The sequence below is a fragment of the Halococcus agarilyticus genome (genome assembly GCF_000334895.1).
Classification (GTDB): domain Archaea; phylum Halobacteriota; class Halobacteria; order Halobacteriales; family Halococcaceae; genus Halococcus; species Halococcus agarilyticus.
The window spans coordinates 68,821-90,316 of the sequence record NZ_BAFM01000009.1 but is presented as its reverse complement, the minus strand read 5'-3'; the positions used below and the strand labels follow the sequence as shown (position 1 = coordinate 90,316).

The 21,496-nt window shown below is 67.6% G+C and carries 19 protein-coding genes; 6 read left to right on the top strand and 13 right to left on the bottom strand.

Features of this window, described 5'->3' with window-relative positions; all coding sequences use genetic code 11:
- Positions 1-24 precede the first annotated feature (24 nt).
- Together TX76_RS08930 and TX76_RS08925 are read left to right on the top strand one after the other, a co-directional pair.
- Positions 25-1,161, top strand: a complete 1,137-nt coding sequence (locus tag TX76_RS08930) for a thiolase family protein (RefSeq protein WP_049901728.1) — start codon at positions 25-27, stop codon at positions 1,159-1,161.
- Between the two features lie 610 nt (positions 1,162-1,771).
- Positions 1,772-3,079 carry a DUF389 domain-containing protein gene (locus tag TX76_RS08925; protein ID WP_049901726.1) on the top strand — a complete coding sequence of 436 codons (1,308 nt, stop codon included), beginning with the start codon at positions 1,772-1,774 and terminating at the stop codon, positions 3,077-3,079.
- Between the two features lie 50 nt (positions 3,080-3,129).
- On the opposite strand, the gene TX76_RS08920 is transcribed toward TX76_RS08925, so the two are convergent.
- From TX76_RS08920 to TX76_RS08895, 6 genes are all read right to left on the bottom strand, one after another.
- Positions 3,130-5,349, bottom strand: a complete 2,220-nt coding sequence (locus TX76_RS08920) for an amino acid permease (protein WP_049901886.1) — start codon at positions 5,347-5,349, stop codon at positions 3,130-3,132.
- Positions 5,342-5,851, bottom strand: coding sequence for a universal stress protein (locus tag TX76_RS08915; RefSeq protein ID WP_049901883.1), 510 nt, complete (start codon positions 5,849-5,851; stop codon positions 5,342-5,344). The genes TX76_RS08920 and TX76_RS08915 overlap by 8 nt, the downstream gene beginning before the upstream one ends.
- 466 nt (positions 5,852-6,317) lie before the next feature.
- Positions 6,318-8,198: a cation:proton antiporter domain-containing protein gene (locus tag TX76_RS08910; RefSeq protein ID WP_049901723.1), complete on the bottom strand. Its 1,881-nt coding sequence runs from the start codon at positions 8,196-8,198 to the stop codon at positions 6,318-6,320.
- Between the two features lie 80 nt (positions 8,199-8,278).
- On the bottom strand, positions 8,279-10,216 hold the full coding sequence (locus TX76_RS08905) for an AMP-dependent synthetase/ligase (RefSeq protein ID WP_049901721.1): 1,938 nt from the start codon (positions 10,214-10,216) through the stop codon (positions 8,279-8,281).
- A gap of 90 nt (positions 10,217-10,306) precedes the next feature.
- On the bottom strand, positions 10,307-10,573 hold the full coding sequence (locus TX76_RS08900; RefSeq protein WP_049901716.1) for a hypothetical protein: 267 nt from the start codon (positions 10,571-10,573) through the stop codon (positions 10,307-10,309).
- 36 nt (positions 10,574-10,609) lie between these two features.
- Complete coding sequence (locus TX76_RS08895; RefSeq protein ID WP_049901714.1) at positions 10,610-11,512, bottom strand: MBL fold metallo-hydrolase; 903 nt, start codon at positions 11,510-11,512, stop codon at positions 10,610-10,612.
- 81 nt (positions 11,513-11,593) lie between these two features.
- Between TX76_RS08895 and serS the strand changes: the two genes are divergently transcribed.
- Positions 11,594-12,973, top strand: a complete 1,380-nt coding sequence (gene serS, locus TX76_RS08890; protein WP_049901711.1) for a serine--tRNA ligase — start codon at positions 11,594-11,596, stop codon at positions 12,971-12,973.
- 35 nt (positions 12,974-13,008) lie between these two features.
- Here serS and TX76_RS08885 read toward each other — a convergent pair whose 3' ends face one another.
- From TX76_RS08885 to TX76_RS08860, 6 genes are all read right to left on the bottom strand, one after another.
- Positions 13,009-13,296 (bottom strand): transcriptional regulator, encoded by a 288-nt coding sequence (locus TX76_RS08885; protein WP_049901881.1) that lies wholly within the window; start codon positions 13,294-13,296, stop codon positions 13,009-13,011.
- Positions 13,297-13,320: 24 nt separating this feature from the next.
- Positions 13,321-13,983 (bottom strand): hypothetical protein, encoded by a 663-nt coding sequence (locus TX76_RS08880; protein ID WP_049901709.1) that lies wholly within the window; start codon positions 13,981-13,983, stop codon positions 13,321-13,323.
- A gap of 31 nt (positions 13,984-14,014) precedes the next feature.
- Positions 14,015-14,917 (bottom strand): ABC transporter ATP-binding protein, encoded by a 903-nt coding sequence (locus tag TX76_RS08875; protein ID WP_228842343.1) that lies wholly within the window; start codon positions 14,915-14,917, stop codon positions 14,015-14,017.
- On the bottom strand, positions 14,914-15,780 hold the full coding sequence (locus TX76_RS08870; protein ID WP_049901707.1) for an ABC transporter permease: 867 nt from the start codon (positions 15,778-15,780) through the stop codon (positions 14,914-14,916). The genes TX76_RS08875 and TX76_RS08870 overlap by 4 nt, the downstream gene beginning before the upstream one ends.
- Positions 15,781-15,991: 211 nt before the next feature.
- Positions 15,992-16,342, bottom strand: a complete 351-nt coding sequence (locus TX76_RS08865) for a nuclear transport factor 2 family protein (RefSeq protein ID WP_049901704.1) — start codon at positions 16,340-16,342, stop codon at positions 15,992-15,994.
- A gap of 67 nt (positions 16,343-16,409) precedes the next feature.
- Entirely contained in the window at positions 16,410-16,652 is a 243-nt protein-coding gene (locus TX76_RS08860) for a ferredoxin (protein ID WP_049901702.1), read from the bottom strand.
- Positions 16,653-16,993: 341 nt separating this feature from the next.
- Here TX76_RS08860 and TX76_RS08855 point away from each other — a divergent pair, with 341 nt between their 5' ends.
- From TX76_RS08855 to TX76_RS08845, 3 genes are read left to right on the top strand one after another with little or no spacing between them, the layout of a single operon-like run.
- A complete protein-coding gene (locus tag TX76_RS08855) occupies positions 16,994-19,228 on the top strand; it encodes an ATP-dependent DNA helicase (protein ID WP_049901699.1) in 2,235 nt (744 codons plus the stop codon).
- A gap of 29 nt (positions 19,229-19,257) precedes the next feature.
- On the top strand, positions 19,258-19,779 hold the full coding sequence (gene cgi121, locus TX76_RS08850) for a KEOPS complex subunit Cgi121 (protein ID WP_049901697.1): 522 nt from the start codon (positions 19,258-19,260) through the stop codon (positions 19,777-19,779).
- Between the two features lie 45 nt (positions 19,780-19,824).
- The gene (locus tag TX76_RS08845) at positions 19,825-20,688 is read left to right on the top strand and encodes an alpha/beta fold hydrolase (RefSeq protein WP_049901695.1); all 864 of its coding nucleotides are present in this window, start codon (positions 19,825-19,827) and stop codon (positions 20,686-20,688) included.
- On the opposite strand, the gene TX76_RS08840 is transcribed toward TX76_RS08845, so the two are convergent.
- Positions 20,685-21,281 carry a MaoC family dehydratase gene (locus TX76_RS08840; protein ID WP_049901693.1) on the bottom strand — a complete coding sequence of 199 codons (597 nt, stop codon included), beginning with the start codon at positions 21,279-21,281 and terminating at the stop codon, positions 20,685-20,687. The genes TX76_RS08845 and TX76_RS08840 overlap by 4 nt on opposite strands.
- Positions 21,282-21,496: the final 215 nt, after the last annotated feature.

Genomic DNA, 21,496 nt, shown 5'->3' with positions numbered 1-21,496 from the left:
CATTGAGGACCACCACGAGTCGGTATGGCCGACACGACGCCGGTCGTCGCGGCGGCGTACCGCACCGCACAGGGCAAAGAGGACGGCGTTTTCGCCGACGTCCGAAGCGAGGACCTCTCGATCCCGCTGATCGACGAGATCCTCGCCGAGACGGGGATCGGGAGCGAGGACGTCGACGACCTGATGTGGGGCTGTGCCCAGCAGCGTGGCGAGCAGGGCAGCAACCTCGCACGGGTGATCGCGCTGCTCTCGGATCTGGGGGAGTCAGTCCCTGGAACGACGATCAATCGATGGTGCGCCTCCTCGGCGCAGGCCATGATCTCCGCCTCGGACGCGATCCGGGCGGGCCAGCGTGACGCGATCATCGCTGGCGGGGTCGAGAACATGTCCCGGACGAAGATGGGGGAGAACTCGGGGAACGTCCACCCCCGCATGAACGAAGCGTACAACGTCGCGGAGCTCAGCATGGGGATGACCGCCGAGGCGGTCGCCGAGCGCTACGACGTCAGTCGCGAAGAGCAAGACGAGTACGCCGCCCGCTCCCAGCAGCGCGCGGTCGAAGCCACCGAGGAGGGCCACTTCGACGACGAGATCGTTCCGATCGACACCGGCGAGGAAGTCGTCGACACCGACGAGGGGCTCCGACCGGGCACGACCGCCGAGAAGCTCGCCGAGCTCCCCACCGTCTTCAAATCGGAGGGGACGGTGACGCCGGGCAACGCCTCCCAGATTTCCGACGGGGCGTCCGCGACCCTCGTCACGAGCCGGGCGTTCGCCGAGGATCACGGCCTCGACGTGCTCGCCGAGGTCGGCGGGAACAACGTCGCTGGCGTCGATCCGGAAGTGATGGGGATCGGACCTGTGCCCGCCACGGAGGGCCTGCTCGACCGCACTGGGGGATCGATCGAGGACTTCGATCTCGTGGAGCTCAACGAGGCGTTCGCCTCCCAGGCCCTCTACTGCCAGCGCGAACTCGGCATCGACGACGAGATCTTCAACGTCAACGGCGGTGCGATCGCGATCGGCCACCCGCTCGGCGCGAGCGGCGCACGCCTGCCCGTGACGCTGATTCACGAGATGCAAAAGCGCGACGCCGACCACGGCCTCGCCACCGAGTGTGTCGGCTTCGGCCAGGGTGCGGCGATCGAGTTCTCGCGGTAGTCGGGAGGGCGTTCTTCGCGGTAGTAGTGCGGCCGCAGCGCTGTAGCGGTGCGGTTCTGGCGTCTGCGGTCGCTCCGTGACCGCAGGCTCAGGAGAGCAGCGCTCTCCTGGCGGATGAAGGGCGAGCGAGTGAAACGAGCGAGGGCTTCGGCGATGCTGTTCGGTTGCGGTGCGGAAAGTGAGAGCAGTCGAACCGCGAGCGAACGCGCGGCGCTCCGCGCCGCGGCTTGCGCGAACGGCGATAGCGAGGCGGCGAAGCCGCCTCGGACCGTTGGCGCGGCGGAGCCGCGCCAAGAAGCCGTGAGCGCGGAGTGAGCGAGCGGGCCGAGGACCCCCGAAGTTCTCGTGAGCGAAGCGAACGAGAGCACGGAAGAGCGAAGCTCTTCCGAGGGGGTAACGTGGTCTGCGTGAGCGAAGCGAACGCAGACTCGGCAGAGCGAAGCTCTGCCGGTGGCTTTTGATCGACCTTTTGCTAGCGAGGTGCTCCGCGCCTCGGACCATTCGCGCGGCGGAGCCGCGCGAAGACAGCGAAGGAGCGACCGAAGGGAGCGACTGAGCGCAGCAAAAGATCGATCAGAAGCTTCATATCGCCCGGTTTCGACGGGCGAGCGTGCGGCAGATACGGACCCGCGTCCCGAGCGACTCCCGGGAGGCGGTCACGACGGCGTTGACCGACGCCGACATCGAGTACCTGATCTCCGAGGAGGCGAGCGGCCGCGACGCGGTGATCGTCGAGATCCCGGTTCCCGGCGGCGGGGTCGATCCGGTCCTCGAACTGCTCTACGACGCGGGGCTCGACGAGGACGCCCACACCGTCATCAGCGAGGTCGAGACCGCGGGTGCGACCACCCAAGCCGTCGCGGATCTGGAGGATCGGTACGTGGCGGGCCCGAAAGGCGAGTCGGGCGTCTCGTACCCCGAGATCAAGGAACGCGCCGAGGACCTCGAACCGGGCCGGGCGACCTACATCGTGTTCGCGGCGCTCGCAGCGATCGTCGCGGTCGCGGGCCTCCTGCTCGACTCGGCGATCATCATCGTGGGCGCAATGGTGATCGCCCCCTTCGCGGGATCGTCGCTGTCGGCCGCGGTCGGCGCGGTCATCGACGACCGCGGGATGGTGATCGACAGCGTGGGCTCGCAACTGTTGGGCCTCGTCGTCGCGTACGTCGGCGCGGTGGCGATGAGCCTCGTGCTCCGGGAGACGTTCTTCGTCCCCGCAGCGCTCGCGATCACCCGGGTCCAGCAGGTCGGAGCCTTTCTGACCCCGAGCCTGCTCGCGGTCGTGGTCGCGCTCGCGGCGGGCGCGGCGGGCGCGCTCGCGCTCGCGACCGATCTTCCGGTTTCGATCGCCGGCGTCGCGGTCGCGGCCGCGATCGTACCCTCGGCGGCGACCGCGGGCATCGGCACCGTCTGGGGTGATCCGCTCGTGGTGGCCGGCGCACTCGCTCTCCTGTTCATGAACGTGGTGTTCATCAACGTGAGCGCGTTCGTCGCGCTGGTCGGGCTCGGCTACCGCGATTCGGTGACCAGAAGCGTTCGCGAGAACCTCACGGTCTCGGCCCGTACCGGCGCGTACGCGCTGTTGGTTCTCGCGTTCGTCGTCAGCCTCGTCGTGGTGGGCGCGGTGACCGCGAGCTACGTCGGCTTCGAGGGTGCGGTCAACCGCGAGGTCCAGACCACCATCGACGAACCGGCATACGATGGCGTCGAACTCGTCGGCGTCAGCACGGGGTTCGATACCGGCGACATGCTCGGCGACGAGACGTCGGTCACGGTCACGCTGAGTCGCAGCTCCGAAAGCGAGTATCCCGAACTGGCACGAACCCTCCAGGAACGCATCAGCGCGGCGACCGACCGGCCGGTCACGGTGCAGCTACGGTTCTTCGATTACGAGTCGGCGTCGGAGCCATCCGGATGATCGCGCCGGAGCCGCGATAGGGGCGATAGCAGTCCGCCGGGCGGTTCGCGTCAGCCAAAGAGCCGGCCGACCAGGCCGCGCTCGCGGGTCTTCTCGGCGAGCAACACCGAACACTCGACCTCCTCGACGACATCGAGCACGAGCGAACCGCGAACGAGGCGCGAGAGCAGCCCGCGCTCGGTCGCGCCGACGATCAGCATCGAGGCGTCGGCGGCGGCGCTCGCGATCGCCGTCTCGACGTCGCCGGTCTCGACGAGCAGTTCGGCGTCGCTCAGACCGTGCTCTTCGGCCCACTCCGCGAGGAACGCCTCGCCCTCGGCGCGATCGTCGGCGACGTGGAGGAGTGCGATCTCGGCGTCGTGTTCGGCCCGAAGGATCGTCGCGACCTGCGCGCTGAGCGCCGAGTCCGGCCCCCCAGCAGTGGGGACTACGATCCGTGAGGGGTCGAACCCGCGGTCCCTGAGAACGAGGAAGTCACAGGGAAGCGAGCTCGCGAGCTCGTCGATCGCGCTCTCGGCGCGGCCCGGCGAGCCGTGCGAGTCCGCACCCCACCCCATCACGACCGTGTCGGCGCTGTAGGTGCGCGCGGCGTCGAAGATCTCCTCGAACGAGCGGTGGCTGAGCACGGTGTGGGTCTCGACGGGTACACCGAAGGTCTCGGCGTCGGCTTGAGCACGCTCCAGGAGGTCGGCGGAGTCGCCGAGTTCGTCGACGTGTTCGGCCCCGGAAGCGAGCGAGGTCTGGTCCGGCACCTGGACGATGTGGACCGCGACCACGCGCCCGCCGTGGCGCTTCGCGACCGCGCTCGCGAGCGCGATCAGATCGGTCTGGTTTGCGGGGTTCGCGAGCGGGACCAGAACCCGGAAGTCGCCACCGTCGGGCTGTACCGTGGTGGCCGCCGAAACCGCCCGATCGGGGAGTTCCTCGGATTGGCTGAGGACGTACTGACCGAGTACGCCCTGTTTCGTCGCCCGGGTCCGTGCGTAGAGGACGTACCACAGCGCCGCGCCGACGACGAACGCGAACGAGAGCAGGACGACGAACGGTTCGATGAACGCGATGAGCGCGAAGGAGATGAGCGCGCCGAGCACCGGCGTGATCGGGTAGAAGGGCACCCGGTAGTCGGGCTCGTAGTCCGCGGGATCGGCCTCGCGCATCACGATCAGCGCGACGTTCAGCAGGCCGTAGATGATGAGGTGGAGCGTGCTGCCGGCGGTCGCGAGGGTCTCGACGTCGCCGAAGACGATGAACAGCACGATGAATCCACCGGTGACCGCGATCGAGCGATACGGCGTGGCGAAGCGGTCGTGGATCTCGTTGAGCGAGGAACTCACGATCCCGTCCCGGCCCATCGCGAAGTTGATGCGCGAGGAGGCGAGGATCGAGGCGTTCGCCGAGGAGGCGGTGGCGAGCAGCCCCGCGAAGAGGAGGACGCCCGCGCCGATCGGTCCCAGCAGGAGGCGGGCGACGTCGACCACCGCGGTCTCGTTGTTCGCCACGACCGGGGTTTCGACGACGGCGAGCAGCACCACGAGAACGAGGGCGTAGATCGCGGTCACGATCACGACGCTCCCGATCACCGCCCGCGGCAGGTTCTTCCCAGGGTTCTTGATCTCTTCGGCGACCGAGGTGATCTGGACGAACCCCAGATACGAGACGAAGATCAGCCCGGTCGTCGGCAGGAGGGGAGAGTACCCGAACGGCGCGATCGGCCGGAGCGTCGAGAGATCGGCGTTCAGCGCGCCGGCGACGGTGAACACGGTGAGGATCGCCACGAGCGTGACAACGATCACGTTCTGGAGCCGGCCGGTCTCCTTCGCGCCGACGTAGTTCACCCCGACGAATAAGAGTGCGCCGACGAGCGCGATCAGCTTTGCGGGCCCCAGGGCAATCACCCCGAGGTCGATTCCCGGAACGGTGAGGAACTCGCCGACGTACTGGCCGAAGCCGAACATATAAAACGCCGAGGCGAAGGCGAGCCCCATCCAGTTCGCCCAGCCCGCGATCGAGCCGAAGAGGGGGCCGAGCGCGTGGTTGACGTAGTAGTACGCCCCGCCGGCTTTCGGCATCGCGGTGCCGAGCTCGGCGGCCGAGAGGGCGGTGAGGAGCGCGATCGCACCGCCGAGGACGAACGCGACCGCCACCAGCGGGCCGGCCTCCGCGACTGCGGGGCCAGGGAGCACGAAGATCCCCGCACCGATCATCGTGCCGATCCCGATGGTCAACGCCGCGAGCGGGCCGAGGTCCTTCGCGAGCTCCTCGTCAGCCACCGCCGCCTCCGTCATCGGCCGCGCTGTCGGCCGCGTCGGCATCGATCGCGTCCGCGTCGCCGTCGGCCACGTGATCGGGCAGCACGACCACCGGCCGCTCGCCCTCGCTGATCAGCGCGTTCGCGACGTCGCCCGAGAGGAGTTTGATCCACCGACTCCCCTGCCGGGGGGTGAACGCGATCGCGCTCGCGTCCACGTCGTTGGCGACTTTGAAGACGGTCTCGGCCACGTCTGTGCCGTATTCCAGCCGTGTCTCGACCGTGATCTCGGTGGCATCACACGCCTCGCGCGCGGCCGCGAACGTCTCCTCCGCACCCTCCTCGCGCTGCTCGACAGAGGCCTTGTCGGGCGCGCCGCCGGCCTTCTCGATCACGTGGACGACGACCGCACGGCCGCCCGTCCGTCGGAGGTGCGCCGCCGCGCCCGCACAGGTGGTGCGTGCGTCCTCGGCGCTCGCGACCGGGAGTACCACGGTCTCGAAGAGGTCCCTGGCGACAGTCATACAGAACCAGCACTCGCGGAGCGCGTCACCACGGGGGACGATACGGCAGCAGGTCCGCTCGACGGTCGAATCACGATAGTATGCACACACGCGACACAGGTTAAGTGATGCGGTGGAACGGACGAAACGACCGCCGCGCGAGCCGCCGTGCTCGCCAGCGAGTCGCGACCGGAACGGATCGCCAGTCAGCGGGGTTGGAGCGCGGGAGTCGATTTTCGGCGGTGCAGTCTGCGGTTGCGGTGCCTGGCGGATGAAGGGCGAGCGAGCAACGCGAGCGAGGGCTTCGGCTGTGCTTGTGCGGATAGCGGTTGCGGAGACCGCAAGCCAGTTCTACCGCGAGCGAACACGGTGAGCGAGCGGGCCAAGGACCGACCGCAGGGAGGAACGCAGGCTTTTGATCGACATTTTGCGAGTGGGAGCGAGCAACGCGAGCGACCGACCGTAGCAAACGGTCGTGGGTCGTGGTTCAGTCCGCAGGATGGAACCGTTCGAGGGCGTTCTGGACCGCCTGGTTCTGTCCGACGAGCGTGATCCGATCGCCTCGTTGGAGATCGAAATCCCCGTCGGGCACCATGTTCTCGCCGTCGCGGCTCACGAGCGCGATCAGACAGCCCTCGGGGATCGCGTCGCCGAGCTCCGCGATGGTCCGGCCCGCGACGTCGTCGGCGGTGACCTCGAACTCCTGGACGTCGCCCGACCGGCCGAGTTCGGTCATCCAGTTCCAGAGCGCGGGGCGCTCGATTCGGTTGTCGATCGCCCACGAGGTGGCCATGGTCGAGGAGATGGTCTCGACGTCGAGCTCCTCGAACGCCTCGACGTTCTCCGGGCGGTTGACCCGCGAGATGACCTGGTCGGTGTCGAACGTGGTGGCGGCGAGCTGGGCGACGAGCAGGTTCACGTCGTCGTCGCCGGTCGACGCGACCACGACCGAGGCGTTCTCCGCCCCCGCCGACCGCAGCACCTCGCTGTCGGTGCCGTCGCCGACGTGGACAGCGAACCCGGCGTTGCGGGCGGTCGTGGCGATCGACTCGTCGTCCTCGACGATCACGACGTTCTCGCCGCGGGCTTCGAGCCGGGTCGCGAGATCCCGGCCGACCTTGCCGCCCCCGACAATGAGCGCGCGCATGGGGATCACGTCGAGATACTCCGCGAAGTATCTGGCGAGTCCGCCTTCGAACACCACCGTCGCGAAGATCACGAGGAAGACAGTGCCGACGAGCGTCTCCGCCTCGGTACCGAGTCCCGCGTCCTGAAGCCGAACCGCAAAGAGCGTCGCCACCGACGCCGGGATGATCCCGCGTGGGCCGACCAAACTCAGGAACACGCGCTCCTCGCGAGTGAACCGGTCACCGGTGGTCGAGAGGACGACGAGGAGGGGTCGGAGCACGAGCGCCACGACGACCACGACCGCGAGGCCGCCGAGGCCGAGCGGGAGATCCTGGAAGTTGAGCAGCGCGGCGAGCGCGATGAACACGAACGAAAGGACGATCAGCGTGACGTCGCCCTTGAACTCGGTGATGTCGGCCTCGTAGGGGATATCGAGGTTGCCGACGATGATCCCGGCGGTCGCGACCGCCGCGATGCCGGCCTCGGAGGTCCAGACGTTCGCGAGCCCGTACGATACCAGCGCGCCCGCAAGCACGAGGAGCCGAGCGTTCCGGGGGGCGTTGCCCGGCGAGAGATCCACGTACCGCAGCAGATACCAGAGCGCGCCGGCGACCGCCGCGCCGACGATGATACCCTTGCCGAGCTTCATGACGAACTCGGTGACGATTTCACCGGTGCCGAACTCCTCGCTGAGGACGACGACCTCGAACACCACGACCGCGAGGATCGCGGCCGTGACGTCGTTGACGATCCCCTCGGTTTCGAGCGCGGTCCCGACCCGATCGCGGACCGGCACCACCTGGAGGATCGGCGCGATCACGGTCGGGCCGGTGGCGACCAGCAGCGCGCCGATCAGGAAGGCGATGTCCCACGCCGTCGCGAGCGCGTAGTGGACCACCGCGGCGGTGCCGACGAGCGAGATCGCTGCGCCAAGCGTGACGAGGCGGAACGACGCCGAGGAGGCCTGGCGGAGGTCCTCGATCCGGAGGTGGAACGCCCCCTCGAACACGATGATCGCGACCGCGAGGCCGACGATCGCCGGGAGCGCGCCGCCGAACGTGTCGGCGGTGATGATCCGTTCGGGGAGCACGAGCCCCGACAGCGGGCCGAGGAGAAGCCCCACCGACAGCAGGAAGATGATGCTCGGCACGCGGAAGCGATCGCCGAGCACCTGGGAGGCGATCCCGAGCGCGACGATGCCCGCAACGAGCGCGATCAGTCCAGCGCCGCCAGTTGCCACTCACACCCCTCCATGTGACGATTCCCACGGGCGGCCCTTACATAAGCGCACTCAATTCTCGCCGTCGTCGTGGACGAGCGCTACCGTCCGTAGATGCGGTCGATCTCGTCGGCGTAACGATCGAGCACGTTTCGGCGTTTCTTCTTCATCGTCGGGGTCAGGAGGTCGTTGTCCTCGGTGAACTCCTCGGGCACCAGGGCGAACTTCTTGATTTTCTCATGGGTCTCGAAGCTCTCGTTGACGGCCGCGACGGTCTCCTGGACGTGCTCTTGGACGCGCGCATCCTCGCAGAGCGCCTGGGAGCCGTCGGGGAGATCGATCCCCTCGTCGTCGGCCCACTCACGGACGTGAGCCTCGTTCGGCACGATCAGCGCGCCGACGAACTTCTCGCCGTCGCCGACCGCCATGCACTGCTCGACCGCCGAGTGCTGGGCGAACGAATCCTCGATCGGGCCCGGCGCGACGTTCTTGCCCGTCGAAAGCACGAGGAGCTGTTTCGAGCGCTCGCGGAAGGTGATATACCCATCCGGACGCTGCTCGACGACGTCGCCGGTGCGGAACCAGTCATCTCGAAAGGCGTCCTCGGTCTCCTCGGGGCGGTTCCAGTAGCCCTCGGTAACGTTCGGACCGCGAACGAGGAGCTCGCCGACCTCGCCCCCGCTTTTCGCGGCGAGGTCGTCGGCCACGACCGTCGAATCGATTCGGACCTCCTCGTCGTGGACCGGCGGCCCGATCGTGCCGATCTCCGGGGCCTCGGGCGGGTTGACACTGACGACGGGCGCGGTTTCGGTCAGGCCGTAGCCTTCGAGGATCGGGACCCCCATTCCGTGGAACAGTTCGGCGAGGTCGGGCGAGAGGCTGCCGCCGCCGCTGATGAGGAACTCGACGTTGCCGCCGAGCGCCTCCCGGACCTGACCGAACACCAGGCGATCGGCGACCGCGCGCTTCGCGCGGAGACCCACGCCTGGTGAGTCCGCTGCCTGGTACGTGCGCCCGACGTCGACGGCCCACTCGAAGATCCGTTCCCGGACTGCGGACTCGGCCGCCTGGTCACGGATGGCGTCGTAGAGCTTCTCGTAGACGCGGGGCACGCTCGCGCCGGTCGTGGGCTGGAGGAGCTCGAAGTCCTCCTGGAGGGTGTCGGGATTTTCGGCGTAGCCCACGGTCGCGCCGGCAGCGAACTGCAGGAAGTGGCCCGCGAGCCGCTCGAAGACGTGCGCGAGCGGGAGGAAGGAGATCGACTCCGAGTCGGTGTCGATGGTCGGTGTGTCGCCCTTGTCGGGCCGGGGACCGAACCGACGATAGACCTGATCGACGTTCGCCTTGAAGTTCCGGTGGGTCAGCCGGACGCCCTTCGGCTGGCCGGTCGTGCCGGAGGTGTAGATCAGACTGGCGAGGTCGTCGGGTGCGCGGTCGTTGACCCAACCCTCGTACTCGTCGGGGTCGAACGCGCCGACGCCGCGTTCGTGGACCTGCGCGAGCGTGAGGACGTCTTCTCGGTCGCCGTACCCCTCGATTTCGTCGATCGAGACGACGAACTCGAGATCGAGTTGGTCCTCGACCTCTAGTACGCGTTCGAGGAGTTCCTGGTTCTCGACCACGACGCCGGTCGCGCCGGGATCGTCGAGGAGATACTCGACCTGATCGGGCGAGGAGCCGGTGTAGACGGTGGTGACGACCCCGCCGGCTGCCAGGAGCGCGAAGTCGGTCTGGGCCCACTCCATGCGTGTGTCGGCGAAGATGCCGACCCGATCGCCTGTCTCAACACCGAGGTCGCGAAAGCCCGCCGCGAGCCGCCGGACCGATCGGCGCATCTCGTCGTAGGTCAGGCTCGCGTACTCGCCGTCGGGTGCGGCCGGGACGACGGGGCCGGCGAGCGAGCGATCGTAGACACCGCCCTTGTACCGCTGGGCGGTCGCGTCGGCGTTCCGGGCGGTGCTCGCCTCGAACATTCGGGAAATGGTCGTCTCGCCGAGAACGTCGCTCTCGAACGCCGCTTCCGCATCCTGCCAGGCCATATCCCACCTTGGGACGGGAGTCACAATAAAAGACAGCAACCACCCTCCAACGAACCATCACCACGTTCGCCCGAACGCGAGTCGCCGGGATCAGACACCGACGTAGGCTGCAACTCCGAGTCCGAAAAAGACGACAGCAGCCACGACGGCGACGGGAGCGGGAACCCGTCGTCCGTCGCGGGTGGTATCCGTTCCGACATCGTTTCGCAGCCACAGGACACCGAGCGCGCAGCACCCGACGCCGATGACGGCACCGAGAACCGCTGGGATGGTGGTGGCGGGATCGACGCCGAACCGGAACAGGGCAACCAGACCGGCCACGAGAAACCCGACGCCGGCGAGGCGTGAACTGTCCATACCGGCGTACCGTTCGGTTCTCCCAAAGCTGTTGTGCTACTGCTCGTCGAGATAGCCGAGCACACCCCGGGTGTTCAACCGCTCCTCGGCGCGAGCCTTGCGCTCGCCCCACACCTCGACCATCTCGCTCGTCTCGACGAAGTGTTCGATCACCGCCTCGTCACTGTCCAGCTCGGCGCGCTTCGTCTCGACGTCAGCGACCCACTTCTCTAGGACACGTGTGTACTCGGCCATCAGCGCGTCGTCGTACTCGCGGGGGCCGAAGTGCCCGAAGCAGAGCACGTCGGGCTCGATCCCACGGATGGTCTCGACGTCAGCGAGGCACGTCTCCAGATCGAAGTTCGAGGGGGGACTGGTCTGGCGGATCCGCTCGATCCCGGGGATCCAGATCCCGGCGGCATCGGCAGTGAAGAGCGCGTCGCTCGCGCGGTCGTGGAAGATCACCTGATGGGGCGCGTGGCCCGGTGCGTGATGCACGTCGAGCGTGCGATCGCCCAGATCGAGCGCATCGCCACCGGAGAGTCCCTCGATCCGCTCCTCGGGGACGGGTTCGGGCTCGGCGTAGAAGCTCCACTGGTCCTCGACCGCGGCCTTGGTTCCCGCGACGAGGGCTTCGGGATCGATCAGGTGAGAAACGCCGATCTCGTGGGTCATCACCGTGGCGTTCGGGCACGCTTGGGCGAGATAGCCCGCGCCGCCGGCGTGGTCGAGATGGACGTGGGTCGGGAGGATGTACGCGAGCTCCTCGCGGGCGATCCCCACTGCGTCGAGTGCATCGAGGATGTTCTCGTAGCGCGTGCCGATCCCGGTGTCGATCAGCGCGGGTCGCTCGGCGTCGAGGACGTACACCGCGCCGTACTCCTCTGTGTCGTACATTCCGGTGTCGACGTAGTGAAGCTCCGGACACCCCTCGACTGCGAAGACGTCGCCGATGGCCATGCCGACCCCACGCGAGGTGGGCTCAAAAGTCCCCCGTAGAGAGCGATACGTCTTTGCCCCGCGGTCATGAATCGCCAGCAAATGCTCAGCAGACAGTATCTCCGCGACCACACCGACGAGGTCCGGCAGGCGCTCGCCGACCGCGGGGCCGACGTCGATCTCGACCGGGTGCTCGAAATCGACACGGAGTGGCGCGAGCACAAGAACCGGGGCGACGAACTCCGCCACGAGCGCAACCAGATCTCGGACCGGATCGGCGACCTCAAACAGGCCGGCGAGGACGAGGAGGCCGAAGACGCGATCGAGCGCTCGCAGGAACTCAAGGAGGAGATCCAAGAGGTCGAGGAGCGCGCCGACGAACTCGAAGCCGCCCTCGACGACGCGCTCCTCGAAATCCCGAACGTCCCCCACGAGAGCGTTCCCGTCGGCGCGGACGAATCGGACAACGTCGAAGTCCGCCGCGAGGGGTTCGACGACCTGCGGGAGCTCGCCGATCCCGTCGTCCCGCACTACGACCTCGGCGAGAACCTCGATATCCTCGACTTCGAACGCGGCGCGAAGGTCACCGGCGGCGGGTTCTATTTCCTGAAGGGCGACGGCGCACGCTTGGAGCACGCCCTGATCCAGTTCATGCTCGACGTCCACCGCGAGCAGGCGTACGTCGACGTGTTCCCACCGATCCCCGTCAACTCGCGATCGATGACCGGCACCAGCCAGCTTCCGAAGTTCAACGAGGACGCCTACCGGGTCGGCGGGGACGAGCACGACGGCTACGACGACGACGACCTCTGGCTCTGTCCAACCGCGGAGGTGCCGGTGACGAACATGTACCGCGACGACATCCTGCTCGACGACGACCTCCCCGTGAAGCATCAGGCGTACACACCGAACTTCCGGCGCGAGGCGGGCGAGCACGGCACCGAAACGCGGGGGATCGTTCGAGTCCACCAGTTCAACAAGGTCGAGCTGGTGAACTTCGTGCGGCCCGAGGCAAGCGACGACCGCCACGAGGAACTCGTCGAGGAGGCCGCCGAACCGCTGCGACGGCTCGGGCTCCCCTACCGGGTGCTCCACATGTGTACCGGCGATCTCGGGTTCGCGCCAGCGAAGAAGTACGACATCGAGGTCTGGGCACCGGGCGACGACATGGACGACGGCCCCGAGGAGGGTGGGCGGTGGCTCGAAGTCTCCTCGGCGTCGAACTTCGAGGACTTTCAGGCTCGGCGGGCCGGCCTCCGCTACCGCCCGGAGCGCCACGAGTCGGCGACGTATCTCCACACGCTCAACGCCTCGGGGACCGCCGTCGGGCGCGTGATGGTCGCCATCCTCGAATACTACCAGAACCCGGATGGCACAGTCGAGATTCCCGAGGCGCTCCGGCCGTACATGGGCGGTCAGGAGCGCATCGAAGGGCACGAACCCGTCGGGGAGAGCGCGGTCGGCGCTGGCAGGAAGGAGTAGGCACTCGGTTTTCGCAAAGGCGCTATCGGGATTCGCTACTCGTCTAACCCGTCGATGAGTGTCTGAAGCACGTCGATGTGGGCCTCCAGCAGCGCCTGACCGTCGTCGGTGAGTGCCGCCGTGGTTCGGGGTTTCCTCTCGACGAACTCCTTTTCGATGGCGACCGCGCCCGCCTCCTCCATCCGCTGGAGATGGCTCGACAGGTTTCCCTGTGTGAGGTCGAGATCGTCGCTCAGCTCTCCAAAACTCGTCTCGCCGTGGCGGTAGAGGTACGCGAACAGCTGGAGACGGGTAGGCTGGTGGACGAGATCGTCGAACTCCAGATCGGTCTCCGACTCGGCCATTCGTCACTCCCTCGTCAGGACGCCGTAGGTGAGAAGCGCGTAGCCGAGGTAGCCGACGCCGAAGGCCGTATAGCCCCACGTGTGGAGCACCTCAACGAGCGGGATCGCGGTCCCGAGCGCGACCATGCCGAGCCCGCCAGCGTGGAACGCGCGCCGGTCACGGGCGCGGATGCGGTAGGCCTTCAGCGTCTCGCCCGCGACGAGGTACGCGAGGCCGAGCAGGATCAGAATGAGCCCGAAGAAGAGTGCGTTCTCGGCGAGATAGCCGAGGTCGGGGAGAAACGTCCCGATGACGACCTGAATCGGGAGCGAGCCGAGATAGATCACGACGATCTGAAACCCGATGTTGGGTTCATTGCGGCCGGGACCGAACGCCGGTCCGCCGTACCGGAGTCGAATGAGAAGATACGTCACGCCCGCGAGCCCGAGCCAGATGACCGAGTGCCACCAGCCCGCGAGCCGGTTCAGCACGACGTACTGTGAGAGTGCGGCTCCGGCAGCGACGTACACGCCAAAGAGGAGCCACTGCTCGGTCGCGCTCTCGTAGCGCTCGGCGATCCCCATCGCCTCCTTGATCCGGTCGAGATCGTCCTGAAGGGCGGCCGGATCGACGGTCGTGTCCTCGGTGCGGGCGTCGCCGTTCGTGAAGCCGGTGTCTTCGGTCATGGGTTCGGTGAGCGAGTGGGTGCGGTGATGGTCATGCGATGTGGACGTGATAGTTGAACACGTCGGTGTAGCTCGGTGCGACGGTCTCGACCGACGCGTCGGGCGCGACACGGGTGACGGTTTCGCGGAGCGTCTCCAGAGTGGCCCCCGGGTCGAGAAAGCCCCGGAGCTCCGCACCGTGGTGGAAGAGCGTCCCGCCCACGACGTGACGTTCGGGCTCGGTCGCGGTCGACGCGCCGGTGATCCGGACCACCGTCGGAACGATTTCGGTGAGCGCGTCGGGCGTTCCAACGGTCGTGACGCGGCCGTCGACCATGAACGCTATCCGGTCGGCGAGCGCGGCGTCGGCGGGTCGATGGCTGGTGATCACGACCGTCTTCCCCTCGTCGTGTTGGTCGAGGATGGCGTTGTGGAAGGTCCCGACCATCGAGAGGTCGACGCCGGCGGTCGGCTCGTCGAGGAGGTAGATCGGGACGTCGATGCTGAGCGCGATCGCGAGCTCGAGCTTGCGCTTCATCCCGCCGGAGTAGTGCTCGAAGCGCTTGTCGAGGGCGTCCGCGATTCCGAGATCAACGACGTACTCGCGCCAGCGGCCGGTGAACGCCGGATGGAGGTCGCGGTAGAGCGCTACGACCTCCCGGCCGGACAGCGTGTCGACACCCATGGCGCTTTGCCGGAGGAAGCTGGTGTGGGTCCCGCGATCCTTGGCGACCGGCTGCCCGAACACCTCGATATCGCCCGAATCGGGCGTCGTCGCGCCGGCGAGACACGACAGCAGGACGGTCTTGCCGACGCCGTTCGGGCCCATGAGCAACAGCACCTCGCCGTCCTCGACGGTGAGGCTCGCCCCCTCGACGACGTCCTCCGGCCCGTAGGCCTTCGTGACGCCGTCGGCGCGGAGCGCATGGTTGTCGCCCACGACGGGTACGCTCACACTAACCACCCCCGGTCGTAGACGAGTCGGGACATGCCGACAGCACCGGCGAGGAGCGCGAGAGCGGCGTACCCAACGAGAAGCGCGAGATGGCCGACGCCGGCGGGTGCGGCGGGCGGGGCGAGCGAGCCGGCCCACGCGGACGCGTCGAGGAGGTGGTAGGCGACGATCCGGGTGCCGAGCGTGTTCGGCAGGAGGTTGAGCAGCGCCGGATCGGCGGCGAACATCGACGTCAGCGTGCCGTTGTAGCCCGTCAGGAAGTACGACAGCATGACGACGCTCATCGCGATGATGTTGGCGTACTTCGCGTCGGGGACGGCGATCGCGAGGAAGACCGCCACGACCATCCCGATCGCGGCGAACGCGAGGAACGCGACCGCGATCACGACTGGCGACCACGGCGTGCGGAGCGCGTACTCGGCCCCCGTGGGCACGCTCACGCCGACCACGACCACGAAGGAGCCGACGGCGAAGACCGCCCCGGCGAGCATCCGTCCGAGGAGGTCCGCGGTCGGCGCGATCGGGAGCGCGCGGAACTGGCCGTACCGGCCGTCGTCGAGGTCGTCGATCAGTCGCCCGGAAAAGGCGTTCAGACAGACGAGGAGCGCACCGAACATCCCGTAGCCGATGGCTGTCACGGCCTTGACGAGGCCGACCTGACCGGCCGGGATAGTGCTCGTATCGACGAACAGCGTGATCGTGAGGAGGTAAAACCCCGCGGGAAAGGCGACCGACCAGAAGACCGTCGCTCTGTTCCGGAGGAGTTCGCGGAGCGTGCTCACCGCGAACGCCCGGATCTGTGCCAGCCACACGCCAGCACCCGCGTGTGAACTCTCGTGTACCGATTCGGTCTCCGTCGCCATCTCGATTCACCTCACCGTGTGGCACGAAGTGGAGGGTAAAATAGTTTTTCGTTTGAAGTAGTTTGCGTCGCAAAGCAAGTTCGAGGAGGTGTGAAACGGTGGATTGGGTGTAATAGCCGTCCGAATGAGCGTCGCGCTGGCGGGGTGGAGTTCGGCAGGAATGACACACGACACCGCGCTACGGACGACTGGTTCGTCGCACGAACCGCCCTCAGTCGGTGTAGGTGCGGATGCGGACGACCGATCCGATCTCGACGGTGTGAACGTCGACGAACGCGAACAGTCGGTCGTCGTCCGCATCGAGCAATCGCCCGCGGACGGCGACCTCGCCCCCGCGGGTCGGGTCGTTCTCGTTCTCGGCAACGTAGACCCCATCGAGTTCGTGGGTCGTGTCGGTGCGGGGACGGTCGTCGCGCATGAACGCGACGAACGTCTCGCGCCCCTCGAACGTGCGGTCGGGTCGCTGGTGGACGAACTCGGCAGCGAGCAGGTCGGCGAGATCGTCGTATCGGTCCTCGTCGATGGCGGCGTAGTACGACCGCGCGGCCTCGGGCGGGTTCATCCGCACGGATCGGCGGTCGGGGTGAAGCGCCTGGCGGCACCGTCGGGCCGGGTGTTCGGACGGCGGTTCACGGGATGATCCGTTCGCCGTCGTCGTAGACCGCGATGGCGTCGACGGGGCATGCTCGGGCGGCGAACTTCGCGTCAAGCTCCGCATCGTCGGGAATCTCGCGGACGACGGTGTTGTCGTCACGCTCCTCACCATCGACGAGGATCGCCTTGCCTTCGTCCTCGTCAGCCTCGAACCCGTCCCACTCGGCGACGCACTGGAACATCCCGATGCAGGTGTCGCGGTCGTACTCGATGCGCATACCGTCGGTTTCGGCGGCGCGGGCATATGGCTGACGGCAGGCCGATAGCCTGATCAGTGCCGGGACAATGAGGGTATCATCGCCTGGTTTCGGTGCTGCGGATGGCGCGCGGGAGCGCGCCGAAGGCGTGCGACTCGCGCGAGGGATGACTGAGCGAGCGAAGGAATCGGCTGGGGAGGGTGTGGCTGTCGCGGTGCGGAGGCGGTCCCTCACTTGCGCCGGCACTCGCGGCGGTCGGCTCGTCGCATTCGCCTCGACAATGGACGGTTATCGTTCCGCGCTGTTCACTTCCGCCGAGGGAGGACGACAGTTTAAACCGCGGAACGAGCAGAGAGGAGACAATGAACGTCTCGGCGCTGTCGGGCGTCCCCGAGTGGCTGCCCGATCATCTACAAGCAGAGGGGATCGAGGAGCTCTACCCCCCACAGGCGGCAGCGGTCGATGCGGGCGTCACGGAGGGCGAGAGTCTGGTCGCGAGCGTCCCGACCGCGAGCGGGAAGACCCTCGTCGCCGAACTCGCGATGTGTGCGAGCGTCGCACGTGGCGGGAAAGCGCTCTACATCGTCCCGCTGCGCGCGCTCGCGGGCGAGAAGCGCGCGGAGTTCGAGGCTTTCGAGGAGTACGGGCTCTCCGTGGGGGTCTCCACGGGGAACTACGAGTCCGACGGCGAGTGGCTCGCGACGTGTGACATCATCGTCGCCACGAGCGAGAAGGTCGACTCGCTGGTGCGCAACGACGCCCCCTGGATCGACGACCTCTCCTGTGTGGTGAGCGACGAGGTCCACCTCGTCGACGACGGCCATCGCGGTCCCACGCTCGAAGTCACGCTCGCGAAGCTCCGCCAGCGAAATCAGGGGTTGCAGGTCGTGGCGCTCTCGGCGACGATCGGCAACCCCGAGATCCTCGCCGAATGGCTCGACGCCGAACTCGTCGACTCGACGTGGCGACCGATCGACCTCAAAAAAGGTGTCCACTACGGCCAGGCCATTCATTTAGAGGACGGCGAACAGCACGAGCTCGGAGTCAGAGACGGCGAGAAGCCGACCGCCGCGATCGTGCGCGACACGCTCGCTGATGGGGGATCGACGCTCGTGTTCGTCAATTCGCGGCGCAACGCCGAGGCGGCGGCGCGGCGGCTCGCCGACACGGTCGAAGGGGAACTCACCGACGAGGAACGCGAGCGACTCGCCACGGTGGCCGCCGAGATCAGGGACGTGAGCGACACCGAGACCAGCGAGGACCTCGCGAGCGCGGTCGAACGCGGCGCGGCCTTCCACCACGCGGGGCTCGCGAGCGACCACAGAACCCTTGTCGAGGACGCCTTCCGCGAGCGCGCGCTCAAAGTCGTCTCCGCGACGCCGACCCTCGCCGCCGGGGTCAACACACCGAGCCGGCGGGTCGTGGTCCGGGACTGGCGGCGCTACGACGGCGAGGCGGGTGGGATGAAACCCCTCTCGACGCTCGAAGTCCACCAGATGTGTGGCCGGGCGGGTCGGCCAGGCCTCGATCCCTACGGCGAGGCACTCCTGCTCGCGAACAGCCACGACGAACTCGACGAACTCTTCGACCGGTATATCTGGACCGAACCCGAACCCGTCCGCTCGAAGCTCGCCGCCGAGCCTGCCCTTCGTACTCATCTCCTCGCCACCGTGGCGTCGGGCTTTGCGAGTTCGCGATCCGGGTTGCTGGAGTTCCTCGACCGGACACTCTACGCGACCCAGACCGACGAGAGCGGCCGGCTGGAGCGCGTTGCGGACGATATGCTCGATTACCTCGTGGTGAACGACTTTCTGGAGCGTGATGGGGAGGACCTTCAGGCCACGTCGCTCGGCCACACCGTCTCGCGGCTCTACCTCGATCCGATGAGCGCCGCCGAGATCGTCGACGGGCTCCGCGCGGCCGACGACCGTCCGAGCGCGCTCGGGCTGTACCACCTCGCAAGCCGGACGCCGGACATGTACGAGCTCTACCTCCGCTCGGGCGACAGCGAGGAGTACACCATGCTCGCCCACGAGCGCGAGACGGAGCTTCTGGGGAGCGTGCCGAGCGAGTTCGAGGACCGCTGGGAGGACTGGCTCTCGGCGCTCAAAACCGCGCGCATGCTCGAAGACTGGGCGAGCGAGCTCGACGAGGGCGAGATCACCGACCGCTACGGGATCGGACCGGGCGATCTCCGCGGGAAGGTCGACACCGCGGAGTGGCTGCTCTCCGCTGCGGAGCGACTCGCCGGCGAACTCGGTCTGGAGTGGGCACCCGCGGTCAGGGAGGCCAGAACCCGTGTCCAGCACGGCATCCAGTCCGAACTGATCGATCTCGCGGGCGTGCGCGGCGTCGGCCGCAAGCGCGCTCGCCGGCTCTTCGAGACGGGGATCGAGACCCGCGCCGACCTCCGCAACGCTGACAAGCCCGTCGTGCTGGGCGCACTCCGCGGTCGACGGAAGACTGCCGAGAACGTCCTCGACAACGTCGGCCGGGCCGATTCTTCGATGGAGGGTGTCGAGCCCTCGGGATCGGTGACCGTCGAAAGTGGTGGGTCGAGCGATCGTGAGGATCAGTCGAGCCTTGGTGAGTTCTGATGGCGATGATCAAGCGGGGTGAACGCTGAGTGGAACTCGTCGAGGGGCGGGCAACGGTCGAGGACGTCGACGGATTCGTCGCGAGGCTCGGCACGATAGGCGACGAGCATGGCTGTGCAATCCAGGCGTTCGACGCGCGCTACATCGTCTCGCGCGGCCACCTCGAACGCGCGCTCGAACTGGCCGATCGGGCGCGGGCGCGCGACGAGGCGGTCGCGCGCGACCGCGGGGTCGAGATACTGCTGTACGCCGCCGGCCGCCGCCAGATCGAACGCGCGCTCGAACTGGGGGTCGACGCGGGCGAGGGGCCAGTCGTCGTACTCGTCGCGGCCGACGACGACGAGACGAGCGACGAACGGGCGGCCGCGGCGGCGGTTGCGGAGCGACTCGACACCGCTCGCATCCTCGACGAGACCGACACGCTCGACGGGTTCGACGAAGCGCGAGTGTGTGAGTTCTTCGGAATCGGCGATGCCGAACTCGCGGCCACGCGCGCGGGACTCGACGCCCTAGTCGGCGAGCGGGTCGCGCTGCTCGACGTCGAGAAGTGAGCGGAGTTTCCGAAGGGTCATGCCCACAGCGAGCGGAGCCCACGTATGCAAACCCAGTCGACGGCACACGTCGAATCGAAGCGGGTCGGGGTCGCCGTCGACGGAGATTCGGTCGAACTGCGATACCTCGCTGCCGGCCAGGCCGAGGCCGACGAGTCGCCGATCGTCCTGCTCCACGGGATCGGGCTCGACGCCGCAGGAGTCTCGTGGAAACACCTCCTTCCGCAGCTCGGGCGCGAGAACCGCGTGCTCGCGCCCGACTTGCCTGGCCACGGCGAGAGCGACGCGCCGGACATCGCGTACACGACCGACTACTATCGTGACACGCTCCAGGCGTTCCTCGCGTCGCTCGACGTCGAGAACGTTCGTCTCGTCGGTATCTCGATGGGCGGAGCGCTCGCGCTCGGCCACGCACTCGACGGCGGGCAGGTCGAACGGCTCGTCCTCGTGGACAGTTATGGACTGGGACGGGACGCACCGTGGCGGCCAGGCGGGTACGGGCTGCTCCGGACCCCCGGATTCGACCAGTTCCTGAGCGCGGGCTTCAAATCGAATCCGGCTGCCGTCGCGGGCAGCCTCGCGAGCCTCACCGTCGCCACATCACCGGAATTCGTCGCTGATGTCCAGAAGTCGATCACGACGGACGCGGCCAGGGCGCTCGCGCGGTGGCAGCGCGACGAGTTCCGGGCGAGCGGACTCAAGACGTGCTATCGTGACCGCCTCGGTGAACTGGACGTGCCGACGCTGTTGGTCCATGGTCGCGAGGACCCGATCTTCCCCGTCGCGTGGTCCGAGCGGGCCGCGGAGCGGATCCCGGAGGCGAGCTGTGAAATCGTCGAACGGTGTGGACACTGGCCGCCGCGAGAGCAGTCGGAGGGGTTCAATCGTGTCGTCGGCGAGTTCCTCTAGTCGTCGACCTCGTCGAGGAGGACGACCGCCTCGCCGTCGATGGCGATCGCGTCGTCGGTCGTGACTTGCGTCGCGATCCGATAGCGGTGGTCGCCGAGATCCTCGACGATCTCGCACTCGGCCGTCGCGCGGTCGCCGATTTCGACTGGGTTTTGGAACTCGACGTCCTGAGAGAGGTAGACCACCAATCCGGGGAGGCGGGCGAGTGCGGCGCTGATGAGCCCCGACGCGAGCGTGCCGTGGACGATCCGGCCGCCGAAGCGGGTGCGTTCGGCGTATGCGTCATCGAGGTGAAGGGGGTTGGTGTCGCCGCTCGATCGCGCGAACGCCCGGACGTCGGCGTCGGAGAGGGTTTTCGTGAACCGGACGCGGTCGCCGACCGAGAGCGCGTCGCGCCGGTGCTCGGTGAGATCGACCTCCCACTCCGAGCGCTCCTCGCCGGCCAGCGCGCCCTCGGCCGGCGTATCGTCCGACTCGCGATCCCCGAACGCCGCGAGCGCGGCCCGGTTCGCCGCGAGGACACCTTCGAAGAACTGAGTCGAGCCGCGGAGCCACGCGCCCGCGAACGTGTCGTGTTGGGAGCCGGAACTCATTGATAGTAATTCTCATGCCCGAGCACACTTAAACGATGCTAAGCGACGACACCGGCGATCGGTCGACAGCGCCGCGTTTCGACTGCGGGAGGCGTCGAACACGAGCGGGTTCGGCAGCGACGGAGGGAACGGTGGAGCGATTTCGGTGGTTTGCGGTGGTTCGTGGTTCTCGATGGCGACAAATGGTATTGGAGGGAAGGTTTATGTCGTCTGGA